This is a genomic window from Dermatobacter hominis (genome assembly GCF_020715685.1).
GTDB classification, from domain to species: domain Bacteria; phylum Actinomycetota; class Acidimicrobiia; order Acidimicrobiales; family Microtrichaceae; genus Dermatobacter; species Dermatobacter hominis.
Window position 1 is genome coordinate 4615129 of record NZ_CP085840.1, and the last position, 16703, is coordinate 4631831.

At 71.9% G+C, this 16703-nt stretch carries 13 protein-coding genes; 7 read left to right on the plus strand and 6 right to left on the minus strand.

Translation table 11 applies throughout. From position 1 onward, the window contains the following. Positions 1–84: 84 nt before the first annotated feature. The 3 genes from ileS to LH044_RS21605 all read right to left on the minus strand — a co-directional run bounded on the left by ileS (position 85) and on the right by LH044_RS21605 (position 4370). The gene (gene ileS / locus LH044_RS21595) at positions 85–3288 is read right to left on the minus strand and encodes an isoleucine--tRNA ligase (RefSeq protein ID WP_227757704.1); all 3204 of its coding nucleotides are present in this window, start codon (positions 3286–3288) and stop codon (positions 85–87) included. Between the two features lie 88 nt (positions 3289–3376). Next, positions 3377–3577, minus strand: coding sequence for a hypothetical protein (locus LH044_RS21600; protein WP_227757705.1), 201 nt, complete (start codon positions 3575–3577; stop codon positions 3377–3379). 40 nt (positions 3578–3617) lie between these two features. Then, entirely contained in the window at positions 3618–4370 is a 753-nt protein-coding gene (locus tag LH044_RS21605) for an NUDIX hydrolase (protein ID WP_227757706.1), read from the minus strand. Between the two features lie 436 nt (positions 4371–4806). Here LH044_RS21605 and LH044_RS21610 point away from each other — a divergent pair, with 436 nt between their 5' ends. Continuing rightward, positions 4807–7275 carry a ribonucleoside-diphosphate reductase subunit alpha gene (locus LH044_RS21610; RefSeq protein ID WP_374210649.1) on the plus strand — a complete coding sequence of 823 codons (2469 nt, stop codon included), beginning with the start codon at positions 4807–4809 and terminating at the stop codon, positions 7273–7275. Between the two features lie 233 nt (positions 7276–7508). Next, complete coding sequence (locus tag LH044_RS21615; protein ID WP_374210650.1) at positions 7509–8468, plus strand: ribonucleotide-diphosphate reductase subunit beta; 960 nt, start codon at positions 7509–7511, stop codon at positions 8466–8468. A gap of 34 nt (positions 8469–8502) precedes the next feature. On the opposite strand, the gene LH044_RS21620 is transcribed toward LH044_RS21615, so the two are convergent. Genes LH044_RS21620 through LH044_RS21630 form a run of 3 tightly spaced genes read right to left on the minus strand, consistent with a single transcriptional unit; the run spans position 8503 to position 11472 of the window. After that, on the minus strand, positions 8503–9390 hold the full coding sequence (locus LH044_RS21620; RefSeq protein ID WP_227757709.1) for a DUF5996 family protein: 888 nt from the start codon (positions 9388–9390) through the stop codon (positions 8503–8505). Positions 9391–9448: 58 nt separating this feature from the next. Then, complete coding sequence (locus LH044_RS21625; RefSeq protein WP_227757710.1) at positions 9449–10528, minus strand: Gfo/Idh/MocA family protein; 1080 nt, start codon at positions 10526–10528, stop codon at positions 9449–9451. Positions 10529–10539: 11 nt separating this feature from the next. Then, positions 10540–11472, minus strand: coding sequence for a TIGR03621 family F420-dependent LLM class oxidoreductase (locus LH044_RS21630; RefSeq protein ID WP_227757711.1), 933 nt, complete (start codon positions 11470–11472; stop codon positions 10540–10542). A 157-nt stretch (positions 11473–11629) separates the two neighbouring features. Here LH044_RS21630 and LH044_RS21635 point away from each other — a divergent pair, with 157 nt between their 5' ends. The 5 genes from LH044_RS21635 to LH044_RS21655 all read left to right on the plus strand — a co-directional run bounded on the left by LH044_RS21635 (position 11630) and on the right by LH044_RS21655 (position 16607). After that, on the plus strand, positions 11630–13876 hold the full coding sequence (locus LH044_RS21635) for a transglycosylase domain-containing protein (RefSeq protein ID WP_227757712.1): 2247 nt from the start codon (positions 11630–11632) through the stop codon (positions 13874–13876). A gap of 29 nt (positions 13877–13905) precedes the next feature. Beyond that, positions 13906–14619: a zinc ribbon domain-containing protein gene (locus LH044_RS21640; protein ID WP_227757713.1), complete on the plus strand. Its 714-nt coding sequence runs from the start codon at positions 13906–13908 to the stop codon at positions 14617–14619. A 22-nt stretch (positions 14620–14641) separates the two neighbouring features. Next, positions 14642–15139 (plus strand): hypothetical protein, encoded by a 498-nt coding sequence (locus tag LH044_RS21645; protein WP_227757714.1) that lies wholly within the window; start codon positions 14642–14644, stop codon positions 15137–15139. Next, positions 15136–15732, plus strand: a complete 597-nt coding sequence (locus LH044_RS21650; protein WP_227757715.1) for a histidine phosphatase family protein — start codon at positions 15136–15138, stop codon at positions 15730–15732. The genes LH044_RS21645 and LH044_RS21650 overlap by 4 nt, the downstream gene beginning before the upstream one ends. 110 nt (positions 15733–15842) lie before the next feature. Beyond that, positions 15843–16607, plus strand: coding sequence for a hypothetical protein (locus LH044_RS21655; RefSeq protein WP_227757716.1), 765 nt, complete (start codon positions 15843–15845; stop codon positions 16605–16607). Positions 16608–16703: the final 96 nt, after the last annotated feature.

Consider the following 16703-nt stretch of genomic DNA (forward strand, 5'->3'; position numbering starts at 1 on the left):
CCCACGCGCCCGCCCGCTCTGTTCCACCGGATCGACGCTCACGCGTCGATCCGGTGGAACAGAGCAGGCAGGAGGGGTTGCGGGTCAGCCGGCGACGGCGACGGTGGCCGACGGCTCGCCGTCGGCGACGGTGACCTCGAGCGAGGTGGCGAGCACCTGCTCGGCGACCCAGTCGCGGTGCGCGGCGACGGCGTCGGCTGCGTCCTGCGGCAGCGACAGCGAGGCGCGGATGCGGTCGGTGACCTGCAGTCCGGCGTCCTTGCGGGCCTGCTGCACCATGCGGACGACGTCCCGGGCGAGGCCCTCGGCCGCCAGCTCGGGGGTGACCTCGACGTCGAGCTCGACGACCGCGCCGTTGTCGCGCAGCGGCGCCGCAGCCGCGCCCTCCCGCGCCTCGAGCGCCATCTCGAACTCGTCGGGCTGCAGGGTCTGCCCGGCCACCGTGACCGTGCCGTCGTCGGCGGCGGTCCAGTCGCCGGCCTTGGCCGCCTTGATGACGTCCTGCACCGCCTTGCCGAGGCGCGGGCCGAGCACGCGGGCGTTGGGGCGGAGTTGGAACGTGCCGACGGCGTCGAGGTCGTCGGTCAGGACGACCTCCTTCACGTTGACCTCGTCGCGGACGAGCGCGGTCAGCGGCTCGAGCGCAGCGACGTCCCGGCCGGCGACGGTCAGGCGGGCGAGCGGCAGCCGGGCGCGGAGCCGGTGGTCCTCGCGCAGGCCGAGGGCGACCGAGCACACCTCGCGCACGCGGTCCATCGACGCGACCAGGGCCGGGTCCGACGGCAGCGCCGTCGCGTCGGGCCAGTCCTCGAGGTGCACCGAACCGGTTCCGTCGCCGTCGCCGACGAGGCCGAGGTGGATCTCCTCGCTCACGAACGGCAGCAGCGGCGCGGTCACCCGCGCCAGCGTGGTCAGCACCGTGAACAGCGTGTCCCGTGCGTCGGCCCGGTCCTCGTCCGTGACCCCGGTCCCCCAGAACCGCTCGCGGGAGCGGCGGATGTACCAGTTGTTGAGGGCGTCGAGGAACGCGACGACGTCGGCGCAGGTGCCGGCGATGTCGAACGCGTCCATGCGCGCCTGGGTCGACTCGACCAGCTCCCGCGTCTTGGCCAGGACGTAGCGGTCGAGCAGGTGCGTGGAGTCGGTCCGGAGCGCGCCCCGCTCGCCGTCGGCGTTCGCGTAGAGCGTGAAGAACGAGTAGGCGTTCCAGATCGGGTTGATGACGAGCCGGACGACCTCGCTGATGTCGCTGGCGTCGGTGGCGATCCGCAGGTCGCCGCCGCGGAGGATCGGCGACGCCATCAGGTACCAGCGCAGCGCGTCGGAGCCGAGGGTGCTCATCACCTCCTCGGGGTCGGGGTAGTTGCGCAGCTTCTTCGACAGCTTGCGGCCCTCGTGGTCGAGCACGACGCCGTGGCAGATCACGTTGGAGAACGCCGGCCTGTCGAACAGCGCGACCGACAGGACGTGCAGCGTGTAGAACCAGCCTCGCGTCTGGGCGATGTACTCGACGATGAAGTCGGCGGGGGAGTGCTCGTCGAACCAGCTCTTGTTCTCGAACGGGTAGTGGACCTGCGCGAACGGCATGGAGCCCGACTCGAACCAGCAGTCGAACACCTCGGGGACTCGTCGCATCATCGACCGGCCGGTCGGGTCGTCGGGGTTGGGGCGGACGAGCTCGTCGACGGTCGGGCGGTGCAGGTCGGTCAGGCGCACGCCGAAGTCGCGCTCGATCTCCTCGAGGCTGCCGTAGACGTCGGTGCGCGGGTAGGCGGGATCGTCGGAGCGCCACACCGGGATCGGCGAGCCCCAGAAGCGGTTCCGGCTGATCGACCAGTCGCGGGCGCCCTCGAGCCACTTGCCGAACTGGCCGTCGCGCACGTGGGACGGGATCCAGTTGATGTCCTGGTTCAGCTCGACGAGGCGATCGCGGAACGCGGTGACCTCGACGTACCAGGACGACACAGCCTTGTAGATGATCGGCGTGTCGGTCCGCCAGCAGTGCGGGTAGTTGTGGTCGTAGGTGTCGTGGCGCACGACCACGCCGCGCGCCTTCAGGTCCGCGATGACGTTCGGGTTGGCGTCGAAGACGTTCTGGCCCTGGTAGTCGGGCACCTCGGACGTGAACCGGCCGCTGTCGTCGACGGGGCAGACGAGCACGATGCCGTTGGCCTCGCTGACGCGCTGGTCGTCCTCGCCGAAGCCCGGGGCCATGTGCACCACGCCCGTGCCGTCGTCGTCGGTGACGAAGTCGTCGGTGAGCACCCGGAAGCTGTTCTCCCGTCCCGCGAAGTACGGGAACATCGGCTCGTAGCGCACGCCGCCGAGGTCGGCGCCGGTGAGCGTGCCGACGACCTCGTGGCCCTCGCCGAGCTCCTTCTCGTAGCGGGCGAGCGCGCCCGTGCCGAGCACGACGCGGGTGCCGGCCCGCGGGCCGTCGACCACGTCGACCACCGAGTACTCGAGGGCGGGACCGGCGGCGAGGGCCAGGTTCGACGGCAGGGTCCACGGCGTGGTCGTCCATGCCCAGATCTCGGCCGGTCCGTCGCCGAGCAGCTCGCCGGCCCGGCCCGGCCGGGCGTCGGCCAGCACGCGGAAGGCGACGGTCAGCGCCGGGTCCTGGCGGGGCCGGGTGGCGTCGTCGAGGCGGATCTCGAAGTTCGACAGCGGGGTCTCGGCGCCCCACGAGTACGGCATGACCCGGTACGCCTCGTAGACGAGCCCCTTGTCCCAGAGCTGCCGGAAGGCCCAGAGCACGGACTCCATGTACGGGAGGTCCATGGTCTTGTAGTCGTCCGCGAAGTCGACCCAGCGCGCCTGGCGCGTGACGTAGCGCTCCCACTCGTCGGTGTAGCGCAGGACCGAGGTGCGGCAGAGGTCGTTGAACTTGTCGATGCCGAAGGCGGTGATGGCGGCGCGGCCGGCGATGCCCGACTCCTGCTCGACCATCATCTCGGCCGGCAGGCCGTGGCAGTCCCAGCCGAACCGGCGCTCCACCCTCTTGCCCCGCATCGTCTGGTAGCGGGGCACGACGTCCTTGACGTAGCCGGTCAGCAGGTGGCCGTAGTGGGGAAGCCCGTTGGCGAACGGCGGCCCGTCGTAGAAGACGAACTCGTCGTCGGCCGGCCGCTGCTCGACCGAGCGCTCGAAGGTCTTCTGGTCCGCCCAGCGGTCGAGCAGCCGCTGCTCGATGACCGGCAGGTCCGGGCGCGACGGGACGGTCGGGTACGGCTGCCCGGGCGGTCGGCCGGTGCCGCCGCCGTCAGCGGGGGGAGGGGCGGGATCCATGGAGGATCCAGCGTAGCGGCGGTGCCCAGTCGCCCTTGAGGGGGTATCGGTCCCGCCCGGTCACAGGGCCCGGTCGCGGCGGAGCCGGTCAGCCGTCGGTCTCGTCGAGCTCGATGTCCCAGCGGTCGAGGCAGTCGCTGCAGCGGTACGAGACGATGTCGCCGGGCCGGAACCCGATGCGGCCGTCCTCCCCCTCGTAGGGCGTGCTCAGCAGGTGGCAGGTGCCGCCGCAGTCCACGCACACGATCGTCTCGGGTGCCGTGATCGGCCGGTGCTGGTCGTCGTCCACGGGCCCACCCTCCCACACCGACCTGGCACGGCTGCGGGCCTCAGGGGCCGGCGTCGCGGATGTACTCCCACGTGGCGTCCATCAGGAGGCGGTGCCGTGGCCCCTGGACCGAGGCGTCGGGCTCCTCGACCTCGTAGGCGACGTCGCCGTGGTAGAGCGCGATCCACTGCTCGCCGACGACGGCGATCCGGGTGGCGAAGTGCTCGATCGCCCGGTCGTCGGCGGCGGCCATGACCGCGTCGACCGAGTCGTGGTCGAGCAGCTGCACGAGGGTGATGTAGGTGGGCGGCGCGAGCGTGATCTCGCCGGCGTCGCGGAGGGCGATCGCGTCGGCGGGCCGGGCCCACCGGTGGGCGCGGATCTCGCCGTCGTCGATCACGACCCGGGCAGTGGCGTCGGAGGCGGGGGCGACGAAGAAGGCGGTGGTGAACCGCTTGTCCTGGCGGGGCGGCGGCGTCCAGTGCGACCAGCGGCGGAGGGCGGCCTCGTCGACGTCGAGCCCGGACTCCTCCTGGGCCTCGCGGACCGCGGCGCGTCGCGCCGCGACCTCGCGCGCCGTGTCGGGGTCGTCCTCACCGGGCTCAGGCCAGTCCTCGGGGTCGAGCCGACCGCCGGGGAACACCCACATCCCGCCCGCGAAGCTCAGCCCCTGGTCGCGCTGGAGCATCAGCACCTCGAGCCCGTCGGGCCCGTCGCGGAGCACGGCGACGGTGGCCGCGGGCACCGCGTCGGGGTCCCACAGCGCCGATCCGGGCGAGCCGGGGGCGACGGGAGCGGGGTCGGCGGCGTCCATCGGGCCCACCCTACGCACGACCCGGGCGGTGTGCCGTCCGTCTCCGACCACCGCGCGTGGTGGCGGTCGTGACGCTCAGCGAGGTTTCCTGAAACCGTTGACAGGCTCGTAGTTACCTGGCTGTAATTACGGCCCTGTCCCCACATCTTGGGGGTGGAACATCGCCCCGCCACAACATCTGGTGCTCGTCGCGGCACGTGCCACGCAGGACCGGATCCCACCGACAACGCCGTCCCCGGTAGGGCGAACAGCCAGTCCAACAGCACAGAGAGCAACCACACGAGAGGGCTCGCCGGTTCCCCAGGCCGGCGGGCGAGACGAGCGCAGGGTGCGCAGAAGGGGGACCGAGGTGGCACTCCAGCAGGACGTGGTTCCGGACGAGACCGAGGCGGGCGCACGGCCCGTGCAGGTCGTCGGCGACGAGGTCGGTGGACCCATGCCGTCGACCGGCGTCGTGGACCTCACCGACTCGGCGACCGGGTCGCCGATGCAGGTCCGCAAGCGCGACGGCAGCCTCGAGCCCGTCGACCTCAACAAGATCGTCCGGGCCGTCGCCCGCTGCGCGGCCGGCCTCGAGAACGTCGACCCGATGCGCGTCGCCACCCGCACGATCTCGGGCCTCGTCGACGGCGCCACCACCGAGGAGCTCGACGAGCTCTCGATCCGCACGGCCGCCGCGCTGATCGCCGAGGAGCCGAACTACTCCCGGCTGGCCGCCCGCCTGCTCGCCACCGTGATCGACAAGGAGGTCCAGAACCAGGACATCTACTCCTTCAGCCAGTCGGTCGCGATGGGCCACGCCCAGGGGATCATCGGCGACGAGACCGCGGCGATGGTCGCGGCCAACGCCCGCAAGCTGAACGACGCGGTGCTCGCCGACCGCAACTGGCTGTACGAGTTCTTCGGCCTCCGCACCGTCTACGACCGCTACCTCCTGCGCCACCCCGACACCCGCCGGGTCGTCGAGACGCCGCAGTACTTCCTCCTCCGCGTCGCCTGCGGCCTGTCCCGCACGCCCGAGGAGGCCATCGAGTTCTACGAGCTGATCTCGAGCCTCGAGTACCTGCCGAGCTCGCCGACGCTGTTCAACTCGGGCACCGCGCACCCGCAGATGTCGAGCTGCTACCTGCTCGACTCGCCCGAGGACAACCTCGACGCCATCTACGACCGCTACCGCGACGTGGCCCGCCTCTCGAAGCACGCCGGCGGCATCGGCCTCTCCTACAGCCGCATCCGGTCCCGCGGCTCGCTGATCCGCGGCACGAACGGCCTGTCGAACGGCATCGTGCCGTGGCTCAAGACGCTCGACAGCTCGGTGGCCGCGGTCAACCAGGGCGGCCGCCGCAAGGGCGCCGCCTGCGTCTACCTCGAGACGTGGCACGCCGACATCGAGGAGTTCCTCGAGCTGCGCGACAACACCGGCGACACCGCCCGCCGGACCCACAACCTGAACCTCGCCAACTGGATCCCCGACCTGTTCATGGAGCGGGTGGAGCAGGACTGGCAGTGGTCGCTGTTCGACCCGAAGAAGGTCCCGCACCTCAACGACCTCTACGGCGACGAGTTCCGAGCCGCCTACATCACGGCCGAGAACGAGGGCCTGTTCGAGCGCCAGGTCCCGGCCCGCCAGCTGTACCAGCGCATGATGCGCACGCTGGCCGAGACCGGCAACGGGTGGATGACGTTCAAGGACGCGTCCAACCTGAAGTGCAACCAGACCGGCTCGACCGCCGCCGACGGCACGCCCAACGTCGTGCACCTGTCGAACCTCTGCACCGAGATCCTCGAGGTCACCAACCAGGCCGAGACCGCCGTGTGCAACCTCGGCTCGGTGAACCTCGGCGCCATGGTGCGGCCCGACGCCTCGGGCGCCCTGGCGTTCGACTTCGACCGCCTGGCCGACGTCGTCCGGCTCGCCGTCCCGTTCCTCGACCGGGTCGTGGACATCAACTTCTACCCGACCGACGCGGCGGGGAACTCGAACGCCAAGTGGCGCCCGGTCGGCCTCGGCCTGATGGGCCTGCAGGACGTGTTCTTCAAGCTCGGCCTGCCGTTCGACGGCGACGCCGCCCGCGACCTGTCGACGCGGATCTCCGAGGAGATCTACTTCAACGCCCTGACCGCCTCGGCGGACCTGGCCGAGCGGTTCGGCCCGCACGACGGCTTCGCCGAGACCCGGGCCGCCAAGGGCCAGTTGCAGTTCGACCTCTGGGGCGTCACGCCGTCCGATCCGGCCCGCTGGAGCGCCCTCAAGGAGCGCATCGCCGCCACGGGGCTGCGCAACTCGCTGATGATCGCGATCGCCCCGACCGCGACGATCGCCTCGATCGCCGGTTGCTACGAGTGCATCGAGCCGCAGGTCTCCAACCTCTTCAAGCGGGAGACCCTCTCGGGCGAGTTCCTGCAGATCAACACCTACCTCGTGCGCGAGCTGCAGTCCCGCGGCCTCTGGACCGAGTCGATCATCTCGGCCATCAAGCGCGACGAGGGCTCCGTCCAGGGCATCGACGCCATCCCCGAAGAGGTGCGGGCCGTCTACCGCACGGCGTGGGAGCTGCCGATGCGGGCGCTGATCGACATGGGCGCCGCCCGCGGGGCCTACATCGACCAGAGCCAGTCGCTGAACCTCTTCATGGAGTCGCCGACCATCGGGAAGCTCTCCTCGATGTACGTCCACGCGTGGAAGTCGGGCCTGAAGACCACGTACTACATGCGCTCCCGTCCGGCGACGCGCATCAACAAGACGACGACGTCCGCGACGACGTCGACGACGCCCGACGGCGGTCCGTCGGGTGGCGGTCCCACCGGCGGCGGCGAGCCCGCTCCGGCGCCCACGACCTACTCGGACGAAGAGGCGCTGGCCTGCTCGCTCGAGAACCCCGAAGCGTGCGAAGCCTGCCAGTGAGCGGCGCTTCCTGAGCACGTCCCCGTCCGCCACCACCCACCTCGACCGACCTCACCGTCGCCCTCGCCCCAGGAGCACCGCGCCCAATGGCACTCAACGAAGCCGTCTCACTCGACCCCAGCGCCCTCGCTGACCCCACGTTCGCCCCGGTGGCCCCGCCGGCCATCGAGCCCGATCCGGCGGCCGGCGGCGGCCGCCTGCTGGACCCCGGCTTCCACCTCACGCTGCGGCCCATGCGGTACCCGCAGTTCTACGAGATGTACCGGAACGCCATCCGCAACACCTGGACGGTGGAGGAGATCGACTTCTCCGACGACCTGGTCGACCTGCAGCGCAAGCTGCTGCCCGCGGAGCGGCACCTCATCAACCGGCTCGTGGCGTTCTTCGCCACCGGCGACTCGATCGTGGCGAACAACCTGGTGCTCAACCTGTACCAGCACATCAACACGCCCGAAGCCCGGATGTACCTCAGCCGCCAGCTCTACGAGGAGGCGCTGCACGTCCAGTTCTACCTGACGCTGCTCGACACCTACATCCCCGACCAGGCCGAGCGCGCCCAGGCCTTCGCGGCCATCGAGAACATCCCGTCGATCCGGCGCAAGGGCGAGTTCTGCTTCAAGTGGATCGACTCGATCAACAGCCTCGACGAGCTGCGCACCCGTGAGGACCGCAAGCAGTTCCTGCTCAACCTGATCTGCTTCGCCGCCTGCATCGAGGGCCTGTTCTTCTTCGGCGCCTTCGCCTACGTGTACTTCCTGCGGTCGAAGGGCCTGCTGAACGGCCTGGCCGCCGGCACCAACTGGGTGTTCCGCGACGAGTCGTGCCACATGAACTTCGCGTTCGAGGTCATCGAGCAGGTGCGGCGCGAGGAGCCCGACCTGTTCGACGAGGACCTGGGCGCCCGCGTCACCGAGATGATCGGCGAGGCGATCGAGTGCGAGTACGGCTTCGCCGAGGACCTGCTCTCGCAGGGCATCGGCGGGATGTCGCTGACCGACATGCGGGAGTACCTGCAGTTCGTCGCCGACCAGCGCCTGACCACCCTTGGCCTGCCCAAGATCTACGGCTCGAAGAACCCGTTCGGGTTCATGGAGCTGCAGGACGTCCAGGAGCTCACGAACTTCTTCGAGCGGACCGTCTCGTCGTACCAGGTCGGCGTCAAGGGCGAGGTCGCCTTCGACGAGGAGTTCTGACGGCGCACCCGAGCGCCGCGTGTGCCCGGTTGCGTCAGGGCCAGCGGGCCAGGTCCGCGGCGGCTCGGTGGGTCTCGCGGAGGAACGTGAGCAGCACGGCGTCGGGGTCGTCCGCGGTCCGGACGTCGCGGTAGGGGAGCACGAACTCGCCGAGGCCGTCGTCGAAGCGGCCGCGGGTCAGCTCGACGTCGCGGTAGCCGTCGGGCTCCGGGTACGCGTACGCGTAGAACGTGCCCTCGCTGTCGGCGTCGTCGGCCGGTCCGCCGGGCCAGAACCCGCAGCTCGACACCTCGTCGGAGTACGCCTCCTGCATGACGCGGTCGGGGCAGTTGGGGATTCCGCCCGGGTGCTCGGGCGCGGGCCGGCCGGAGAACCGCGTGACGGCCAGGTCGAACGCGCCCCAGAAGAAGTGGACCGGGCTGACCTTGCCGCGGAACTCCGAGCGGAACCGCTGGAGCACCCGGTCGGCCGAGACGAGCTGGCCGTGGAAGGTCCGCACCGCATCCGCGTCGTAGGACGCGTGCAGGGTGTCGGACGCGAACGGGATCACCTCGGGCAGCTCGACCGGCATGCCGAAGATCTCGACGTCGATGCCCATCGCCCGCAGCCGGTCGAACAGCTCGTCGTACAGGTCGGCGGTCGTGCGGGGACGGAGCTCGACGGCGCTCGACGACCCGTCGGAGCCGCGGATCACCAGCTGGTGGCCGATGAGGTCGAACTCGACGTCGAACGCCCCGCCCGACGGGTTCGGGATGGCCGTGGTGCGCAGGCCACGTGCCGACACGTACAGCGTGACGTGCCACCAGTGGTTGATCGGGGCGCTGAGCTCCATGCGAACCTTGCCGACGATCTGGGTCCAGAGCTGCAAGGTGTCGCGGGTGTCGACCCAGTCGTCGACCCTCAGTGCCGGCCAGTCGTCCATGCGGGACGGTCTACCCCGTCCGTCCAGTCGCCCTCTCGGGCCCGCCGCTCGCGCCGGGTCAGCCGCGCCAGAGCTGCTGCGGGGTGCGGGTGCGGTCGCCGGTGAACGGGAGCGCGACCTCGTCACCGCCCGAGCCGGCCGAGGCGTAGGCCGCGCAGATGACCTCGAGCACGTCGCGGGCCTGCTCCGGCGTCTGGCCCGGCGCCGGGTGGCCGTCGGCGGCGCTCGCCGTGTCGCGCAGCTGGTCGACGTAGCCCATGCGCTCGAGCGCGGGGTCGGGCGCAGAGGGGTGGCGGTCGGGCAGCGTGACGGGTTCGCCGTCGAGCTCGACCAGCACGTCGGGGTACAGCTCGAGCCGGGCGACGCCGTCGGGCGAGGCGGCCTGCAGCGACCACTCCGTGTCGGGCGAGGTCCACGACACGTCGACCGAGGCGACCAGACCGGACGCGAAGCGGAGCCGGACGACGGCGTCGTCGTCGGCGCCGTCGTCGCGCGACGAGCTGAGCGTGGCGGCGACGCCGACCACCGGCTCCGCGGCTGCGCCGATGACCAGCGCGAGCGCGTGCGGACCGAGGTCGAACAGCACGCCGCCGGCCTCGAGCGGCTGCGTGAAGTGGCCCCACGTCGGCGGCGGCTGCAGCGTGCGGGCCGAGAGGTGCTGCAGCGGGCCCATGCCGGAGCGGTGCGCGGCGAAGGCCCGCCACGCCGGCGCGTGCAGGAGGTTCTCGGCGCAGCGGAGGAGCGGTCCGGGCTCGGCGGCCAGCCCGACCAGCTCGTCGGCGTCGGCCAGCGTCGTCGTGAACGGCTTCTCGACGAGCACGTCGGCACCGCCGGCGAGGCCCTGGGCGACCAGCGCGGCGTGCGTCGCCGGCGGGCTCGCCACCACCAGCAGGTCGGCACCGGCCGGCAGCTCGTCGATCCGCACGTGCCGGACCCGGTGGGCCTGCTGCTCGTCGAGCTGGCCGGCGAGGTGGCGGGCGGAGCTGCCGCCTGCGGACGCCACCGCGACGACCTGGCAGCCCGCGGCGGGGGCGGCCAGCGCGTGGACCACCGCGATCGCCCCGGCGCCGGCGAGCGCGACGGTCGTCGGGGCCGTCCCCTCGTCGGTGGACCGGCGGCGACGGCCGAAGACCCCCACCCGACGGCCGATCAGCGCCCGGCCAGCTCGGCGACGAGCGGGGCCATGACCTCGCCGGCGTCGGCCTGGAACACGTAGTAGCTGAAGCCCCACCGCTCGCGGCGGGCGTGCAGGCGGTCGACGACCTCGGGCAGCGAGCCGGCGACCACGGTCGGGGCCTCGAGCACCTCCTCGGCGGGGGCGCCGAACAGCTGCGCCAGGAAGTCGGCGAACGACGCGGTGTCGTCGGTGAGCGTGGCGGCGAAGCTCAGCTGGTTGAGCTCGATGTCGTCGAACCGGTCGCCGGCCGCCTCGCGCACCCACTCGAGCTTGCGGTCCACGGCGGACGCCATCGCGTCGAGGGCGGTGTCGGCGTTGATCTCGCCCGAGCGGAGGTTGGGGTTCACGCCGACGATGTCGGCGGTGCGCGCCGCGATGCTCAGCACGCGCTTGCCGCCGCCGCCGATGAGCAGCTTCGGCCCGCCGGGCGTGTGCGGCTTGGGCAGCCCGTCGAGGCCGGTGATCGTGTAGTGCTCGCCGGAGAAGTCGAAGGGGCCGTCGCCGAACATGCCCTCGATGACGGCCAGGCCCTCCTCGAAGCGGTCGACGCGGACCTTCGGCTCGTCGTACGCGATGCCCGACTGCTCGTAGTCGGTGCGCATCCACCCGGCGCCCAGCCCGAGCTCGACGCGACCCGAGCTCAGCAGGTCGAGCGTGGCCATCTCGGTGGCCAGCGTGACCGGGTGCCGGTAGTCGTTGTCGAACACCAGCGCTCCGACGTTGAGCGTCGAGGTGGCCTCGGCGGCGACCGACAGGGCCGTGATCGGTGCCAGCTGGTCGCCGAAGTGGTCGGGCACGAACAGCGTCGAGTAGCCGAGCTCCTCGGTCCGCCGCGCGGTCTCCTGCCAGGTCGTGCCCTCGATGGGCTTGCTGTACTGGACTCCGAACCGGAAGGGGTGTGCCATCTGCGGCACGCTACCCGGGTGCTCCCGGGTTGACCGGCCGAGCCGGCGGCTGAGGAAGCGCTCGGGAGCCGGTCCCGGGAGCGGCCGGCGGTGACCCGGCGGCACCGTCGGACACCGGTACCGTTGGGCGGCACCGTCGACCGCGTGCCGCTGCCCAATGAGCCGACCCACCCGACTCCTCCTCCGCTTCCTCGCGATCGTCGTCCTCGGCGTCACCGCGATGGCGCTCATCGGCTCGGCGCTCCTGCCCGAGATCGGCAAGCTCCCCGAGGCCGCCTCGTTCCAGCCGCTCTCGAAGCTCGCCCTGCCGTCCCTGCCGGAGGCGTCGCAGATCATCACGGTGAGCGGCCAGCCGTACGGCACGCTCGCCGGCAGCGAGAACCGCGACGTCGTCTCGCTCGACCAGATCTCCCCCGAGCTGCAGAAGACCGTCCTCGCGGTCGAGGACGCCGACTTCTACGAGCACGACGGGGTGTCGGCGAAGTCGATCCTCCGGGCGTTCCGGGCCAACAGCGACGCCGGCACGATCTCGCAGGGCGGCTCGACGATCACGCAGCAGCTCGTGAAGATCTCGCTCGTCGGCGACGAGCGGAACATCACCCGGAAGATGAAGGAGGCCTCGCTGGCGGTGCAGCTGGAGCAGCAGCTGTGCGAGGGCGTGGCCAAGAAGGTCTGCAAGGACCAGATCCTCGAGCAGTACCTCAACACCGTGTACCTCGGGCGCGGCGCCTACGGCATGCAGGCCGGCGCGCAGACCTACTTCAACAAGCCGGCCTCGGAGATCAACTACGCCGAGGCGGCGGTGCTCGCCTCGCTGATCCGGAACCCGAACGGCTACGACCCGATCCGCTTCCCGAAGGTGGCCAAGGAGCGCCGCCTCGTGGTGCTCAAGCGGATGCAGGAGCAGGGACTGGTCAACGAGCAGGAGGCGGCCATGATCGCCGCCAGCCCGCTGCCGACCGAGGCGTTCGGCCGACCGGTCGCCACCACGACGGAGTCGCTGTCCTACGTCGAGCGGAAGGTGCGCGACGAGCTGCTCAACGCCACCTGGCTCGCACCCACCCAGGAGCTGCGCCGCTACCTCATCTTCAACGGCGGCCTGAAGATCACGACGACGATCGACCCGGCCATGCAGCAGGCGGCCGAGGCCGCGGCCGCCAGCAACCCGCTCAAGGCCGCCAACCCCGAGACCTCGGTGGCGCTGGCCGCCGTCGAGCCCGGCACGGGCGCGGTACGGGCCGTCGTCGGCGAGGCCACCGTCCCCGACAAGGGCCTCGTCGAGACCGCGGCGCCGACCGGCGGCCGGTCCTCCGGTTCGTCGTTCAAGGTCTTCACGCTCGTCGCCGCGCTCGAGGCGGGCTACAGCATCAACAGCACCGTGTCGGGTGCCTACGCCCCCGAGAGCATGAAGAAGCTGTGGGGCATCAAGGAGTCGGGTCCGTACCCGGACGACTGCCCGTCGCACGGCATGGTCGACCTCGGCCGGGCGCTGGCGCAGTCGAACAACTGCGCCTTCATGCGCCTCCAGGGCGCGGTGGGCTTCGACGCCGTCAAGGACACGGCGGTCAAGCTCGGCCTCACCGAGTCGTCGCTCGACCCCAACCACATCGAGCCGGCGTGCTTCACGATCGGCTGCGACGCGCTGGTCAAGCCGCTCGACATGGCGCTCGCCTACGGCACGATCGCCAACGACGGCCGCCGCAACGACGCCCACTTCGTGGCCAAGGTCGAGGACCGCACCGGCAAGGTGCTGTTCGAGGCGGCGCCGCGCGACGAGCAGGTCGTGCCGGTCGACGTGGCCCGCCAGGCCATCATCGGCATGGAGAAGGTCGTGACGAACGGGACGTACTCGGCCGGCTCGCTGCCGCAGCGCCGACCCGCCGCCGGCAAGACCGGCACCACCGAGGTCGAGGGCGGCAAGAACACCGACGTCTGGTTCGTCGGCTTCACGCCGCAGCTCTCGACGGCGGTGTGGATCGGCAACCCCGCGGCCAACACGAACATGAAGGGCGGCCGGGTCCAGGGCGGTGCGACCGCGGCACGGGTCTGGCACGCCTTCATGTCCGACGTGCTCGACGGGGCGCCGGTCATCCCGTTCGCCGAGCCCGACCGGGTCCCCAAGGCCAAGTCGGTGCCGGACCCGTGGAAGAGCTCCTCGAAGTACGGCAGCGGCTCGTCCTCGTCGTCGTCGTCCAAGTCGTCGGGTTCCACGAGGTCGAAGTCGTCCGGCACGACGAAGTCCACGACGCCGTCCTCGGGCACCAAATCGACGACGCCGCCCGCCGGCGGCGGCACGGGTGGCGGCGGGACGGGCGGCAACGGTGGTGGCACCGGCGGCAACGGCGGGGGCCAGGGCGGCGGCAACGGCGGTGGTGACGGCGGGGGCGACGACGGCGGCGGCTGACCTCGGACCGGGGCGGTAGGTTCTCGGCCGTGGGATCGCTCGACGCGCTGATCGACGTGCAGACGCTCGACACCCGGGCCGACCAGCTCCGGCACCGCCGCGACGCGCTGCCCCAGCTGGCGACCCTCGCCCAGGAGGCGGCGACCCGCGCCGAGGTCGAGCAGCGGGCCGACGTCGCGAGGGGGCGCCTGCACGAGCTGCGCCAGCGCCAGAAGGGCCTCGAGGACGAGGCGGCGCTCGTCGAGGACAAGGCCGCCGAGATCGACCGCAAGCTCTACGACGGCTCCGTCGTCGCCCACAAGGAGCTCGAGGCGTTCCAGGAGGACCACCGGCAGCTCAAGGCGCGCCAGGCCGACATCGAGGACCAGGCGCTCGAGGTCATGGAGGCAGCCGAACCGATCGACGCCGAGGTGTCGGCGCTGGCCGCCGAGGTCGCGCAGGCCGACGAGCGGATCGCCGCGCTGACCGCCGAGGTCGAGTCGGCCCGGGGCGAGATCGACGCCGAGGCCGCCGTCATCGCGTCCGAGCGCGAGCAGGCCGCGGCGAACGTGCCTGCCGACGTCCTCGAGGCGTACGAGGCCACGCGATCGCGCATGGGCGGGATCGGGGCGGCACGCCTCGTCGGGAACCGCTGCGAGGGCTGCCACCTCGAGATCCCGTCGGCCGAGCTCGAGGCGGTGCGCAAGGCCGCCGACGACGCCGTGGTGACCTGCCCGGAGTGCGGGCGGATCCTCGTCCGCTGACCGCCGCACCGAGGCCCTCGCAGTGTTCATCTGGTTCGCGGTCCTGAGCGTGGTCGTCACCTGGGCCGTGTTCCAGAGCCCGGCGATCGACTACCGGCTCGTCGCCCTCGGCGCCGTGATCCCGGTGGTCGAGGTGCCGTTCGGCGCCGGGCCGCTCCACTCGCTCGTCGCGCCGACGCTCGTGCTCGCGATCGTGATGGCGACGACGATGCGGCGCCGCCTGCTCCGCCGGCGCTGGCTCGGCCTGCCGATCGGCATGTACATGCACCTCGTGCTCGACCTCGCGTTCACGCTGACCGCCACGTTCTGGTGGCCGTTCCTCGGCCTCGACTTCACCGACGGGTCCGCACCGGAGCTCAGCCGAGGGCTGTGGACGGTCGTCATGGAGCTCGCCGGCATCGCCGTCGGCGTGTGGGCGTGGCGCCGCTTCGGGCTCGACGACCCCGATCGGCGCAGCCGCTTCCTCCGGACGGGGCAGCTGGACCGCGCCGTGATGGGCGCCGGGGGCCGGCGGTCGTGAGCTCTCTCGTCGTCGTCCGCCACGGCCGGACCGCCGCCAACGCCGCCGGGCTGCTGCTCGGTCGGCTCGACGTCGACCTCGACCCCCTCGGGCGCCGCCAGGCCGAGGCCCTGGCCGCCGCGGTGCTGGCGTCGAGCGGACCGATCGCAGCCGTGGTGTCGAGCCCGCTGCGCCGGACCGTCGAGACGGCCGAGGCGCTCGGCCTCCCGGTGCACGTGGACGAGCGGTTCATCGAGGTCGACTACGGGGAGTGGGACGGCGTCCCGCTCGCGGACGTCGCACCAGAGACCTGGTCGGCGTGGCGTGCCGATCCCCACTTCCGGCCCGAGGCGGGGGAGTCGCTCCACGAGGTGTCCGAGCGCGTGACCGAGGCCTGCCGCGACTGGGCGGCGCGCGCCACCGACGGCAGCGTCGTGATCGCGACGCACGTGTCGCCCCTCAAGGCGGCCGTGAGCTGGGCGGTGGGCGCCGACGTGTCGTGGACCTGCCGGGTCGACCCGGCGTCGATCACGAGGATCGACGTCGCCGGCGGTTCGCCGACGCTCCGCTCGTTCAACGAGACCGGTCACCTGGTCGGCCTGGAACCCGCCTGACCCACCCACGTCGGCCGTTCCGGCCGGGAGTTGAGGGCTCGGTGGACGTGTGGTGAACGTCATCGAGGAGAGTTGCCGCTTCCGCGCGCGACGCCTCTAGGTTTGGCCCCATGGAGTTGCTCGACGAGGAGTCGCACCGGGTCCTGCTGTGGGCCGTCCGTCTGCACGAGGTGGGCCACGCGCCCACCCGCACGGAGCTGACGGAGCTCGCCGAGGGTCGTCGTCCCGCCGGTCTCGCCACGGTCACCGGCCTGGTCGGCCAGGACTCCGAGTACCAGGAGGGTGCCATCGCCTCGCTCCTGCGCCGCGGCCTCCTGCACCCGGTCGGCGACGCCGGCGTCGCCCCGACCGGCCTCGGTCGTCGGGTCGTCGACGCCCTCGGCCTCGACGACGGCTTCCCGGCGTTCGAGGTGCTCGACGCCGACCTCACCTCGAGCGACCCGCTCGCCTTCGCCCGCATCGTCGGCCGCGTCGCCGCGCTGCACCGTCCGATGCTCGTCGACCCGTACTGCCGGCGCAGCGAGCTCGAGTACCTGTCGGCGCACACCTCGGTCACCCGCGTGCTGGTCAGCGACCGGCTCGACGACGACGAGCTCGCCGACCTGACCGACATGGTCGAGTCGCTGCGGCGCCGCGAGCACAAGCTCCGGCTGCGGGTCGCGGCCGCCGAGGACATCCAGGACCGCTGCGTCGTCGGCAGCGACCGCATCCTCCAGGTGGGCGGGCTGCCCTCCGCCAACGGCGGCGGCGCGTCGGTGGTCACCGAGCCGCACGACCTCGGCGAGCAGGCCCGCGAGTACTACCGCGAGGTCTGGCGGGGCGCCGACCGGCTGGCCGCGTACCGGCCCCGCCGGCGCAACATGCGCGTCGCCTGAGCGACGTGCGACGGCGCTCGCCCGAGCGCCACGCCGCCGCGCTCGCCCGAACGACCGTTCGGCCGCGCGGGCGGAGACATCCGGCACTCCGGCGCC

What these genes read in the sequence shown, in the direction of transcription:
- ileS (WP_227757704.1), bottom strand. Translation starts at nt 3,288, where the DNA reads ATGGATCCCGCCCCTCCCCCCGCTGACGGCGGCGGCACCGGCCGACCG.
- LH044_RS21605 (WP_227757706.1), bottom strand. Translation starts at nt 4,370, where the DNA reads ATGGACGCCGCCGACCCCGCTCCCGTCGCCCCCGGCTCGCCCGGATCG.
- LH044_RS21610 (WP_374210649.1), top strand. Translation starts at nt 4,807, where the DNA reads ATGCCGTCGACCGGCGTCGTGGACCTCACCGACTCGGCGACCGGGTCG.
- LH044_RS21615 (WP_374210650.1), top strand. Translation starts at nt 7,509, where the DNA reads ATGCGGTACCCGCAGTTCTACGAGATGTACCGGAACGCCATCCGCAAC.
- LH044_RS21620 (WP_227757709.1), bottom strand. Translation starts at nt 9,390, where the DNA reads ATGGACGACTGGCCGGCACTGAGGGTCGACGACTGGGTCGACACCCGC.
- LH044_RS21630 (WP_227757711.1), bottom strand. Translation starts at nt 11,472, where the DNA reads ATGGCACACCCCTTCCGGTTCGGAGTCCAGTACAGCAAGCCCATCGAG.
- LH044_RS21635 (WP_227757712.1), top strand. Translation starts at nt 11,630, where the DNA reads ATGAGCCGACCCACCCGACTCCTCCTCCGCTTCCTCGCGATCGTCGTC.
- LH044_RS21655 (WP_227757716.1), top strand. Translation starts at nt 15,843, where the DNA reads ATGGAGTTGCTCGACGAGGAGTCGCACCGGGTCCTGCTGTGGGCCGTC.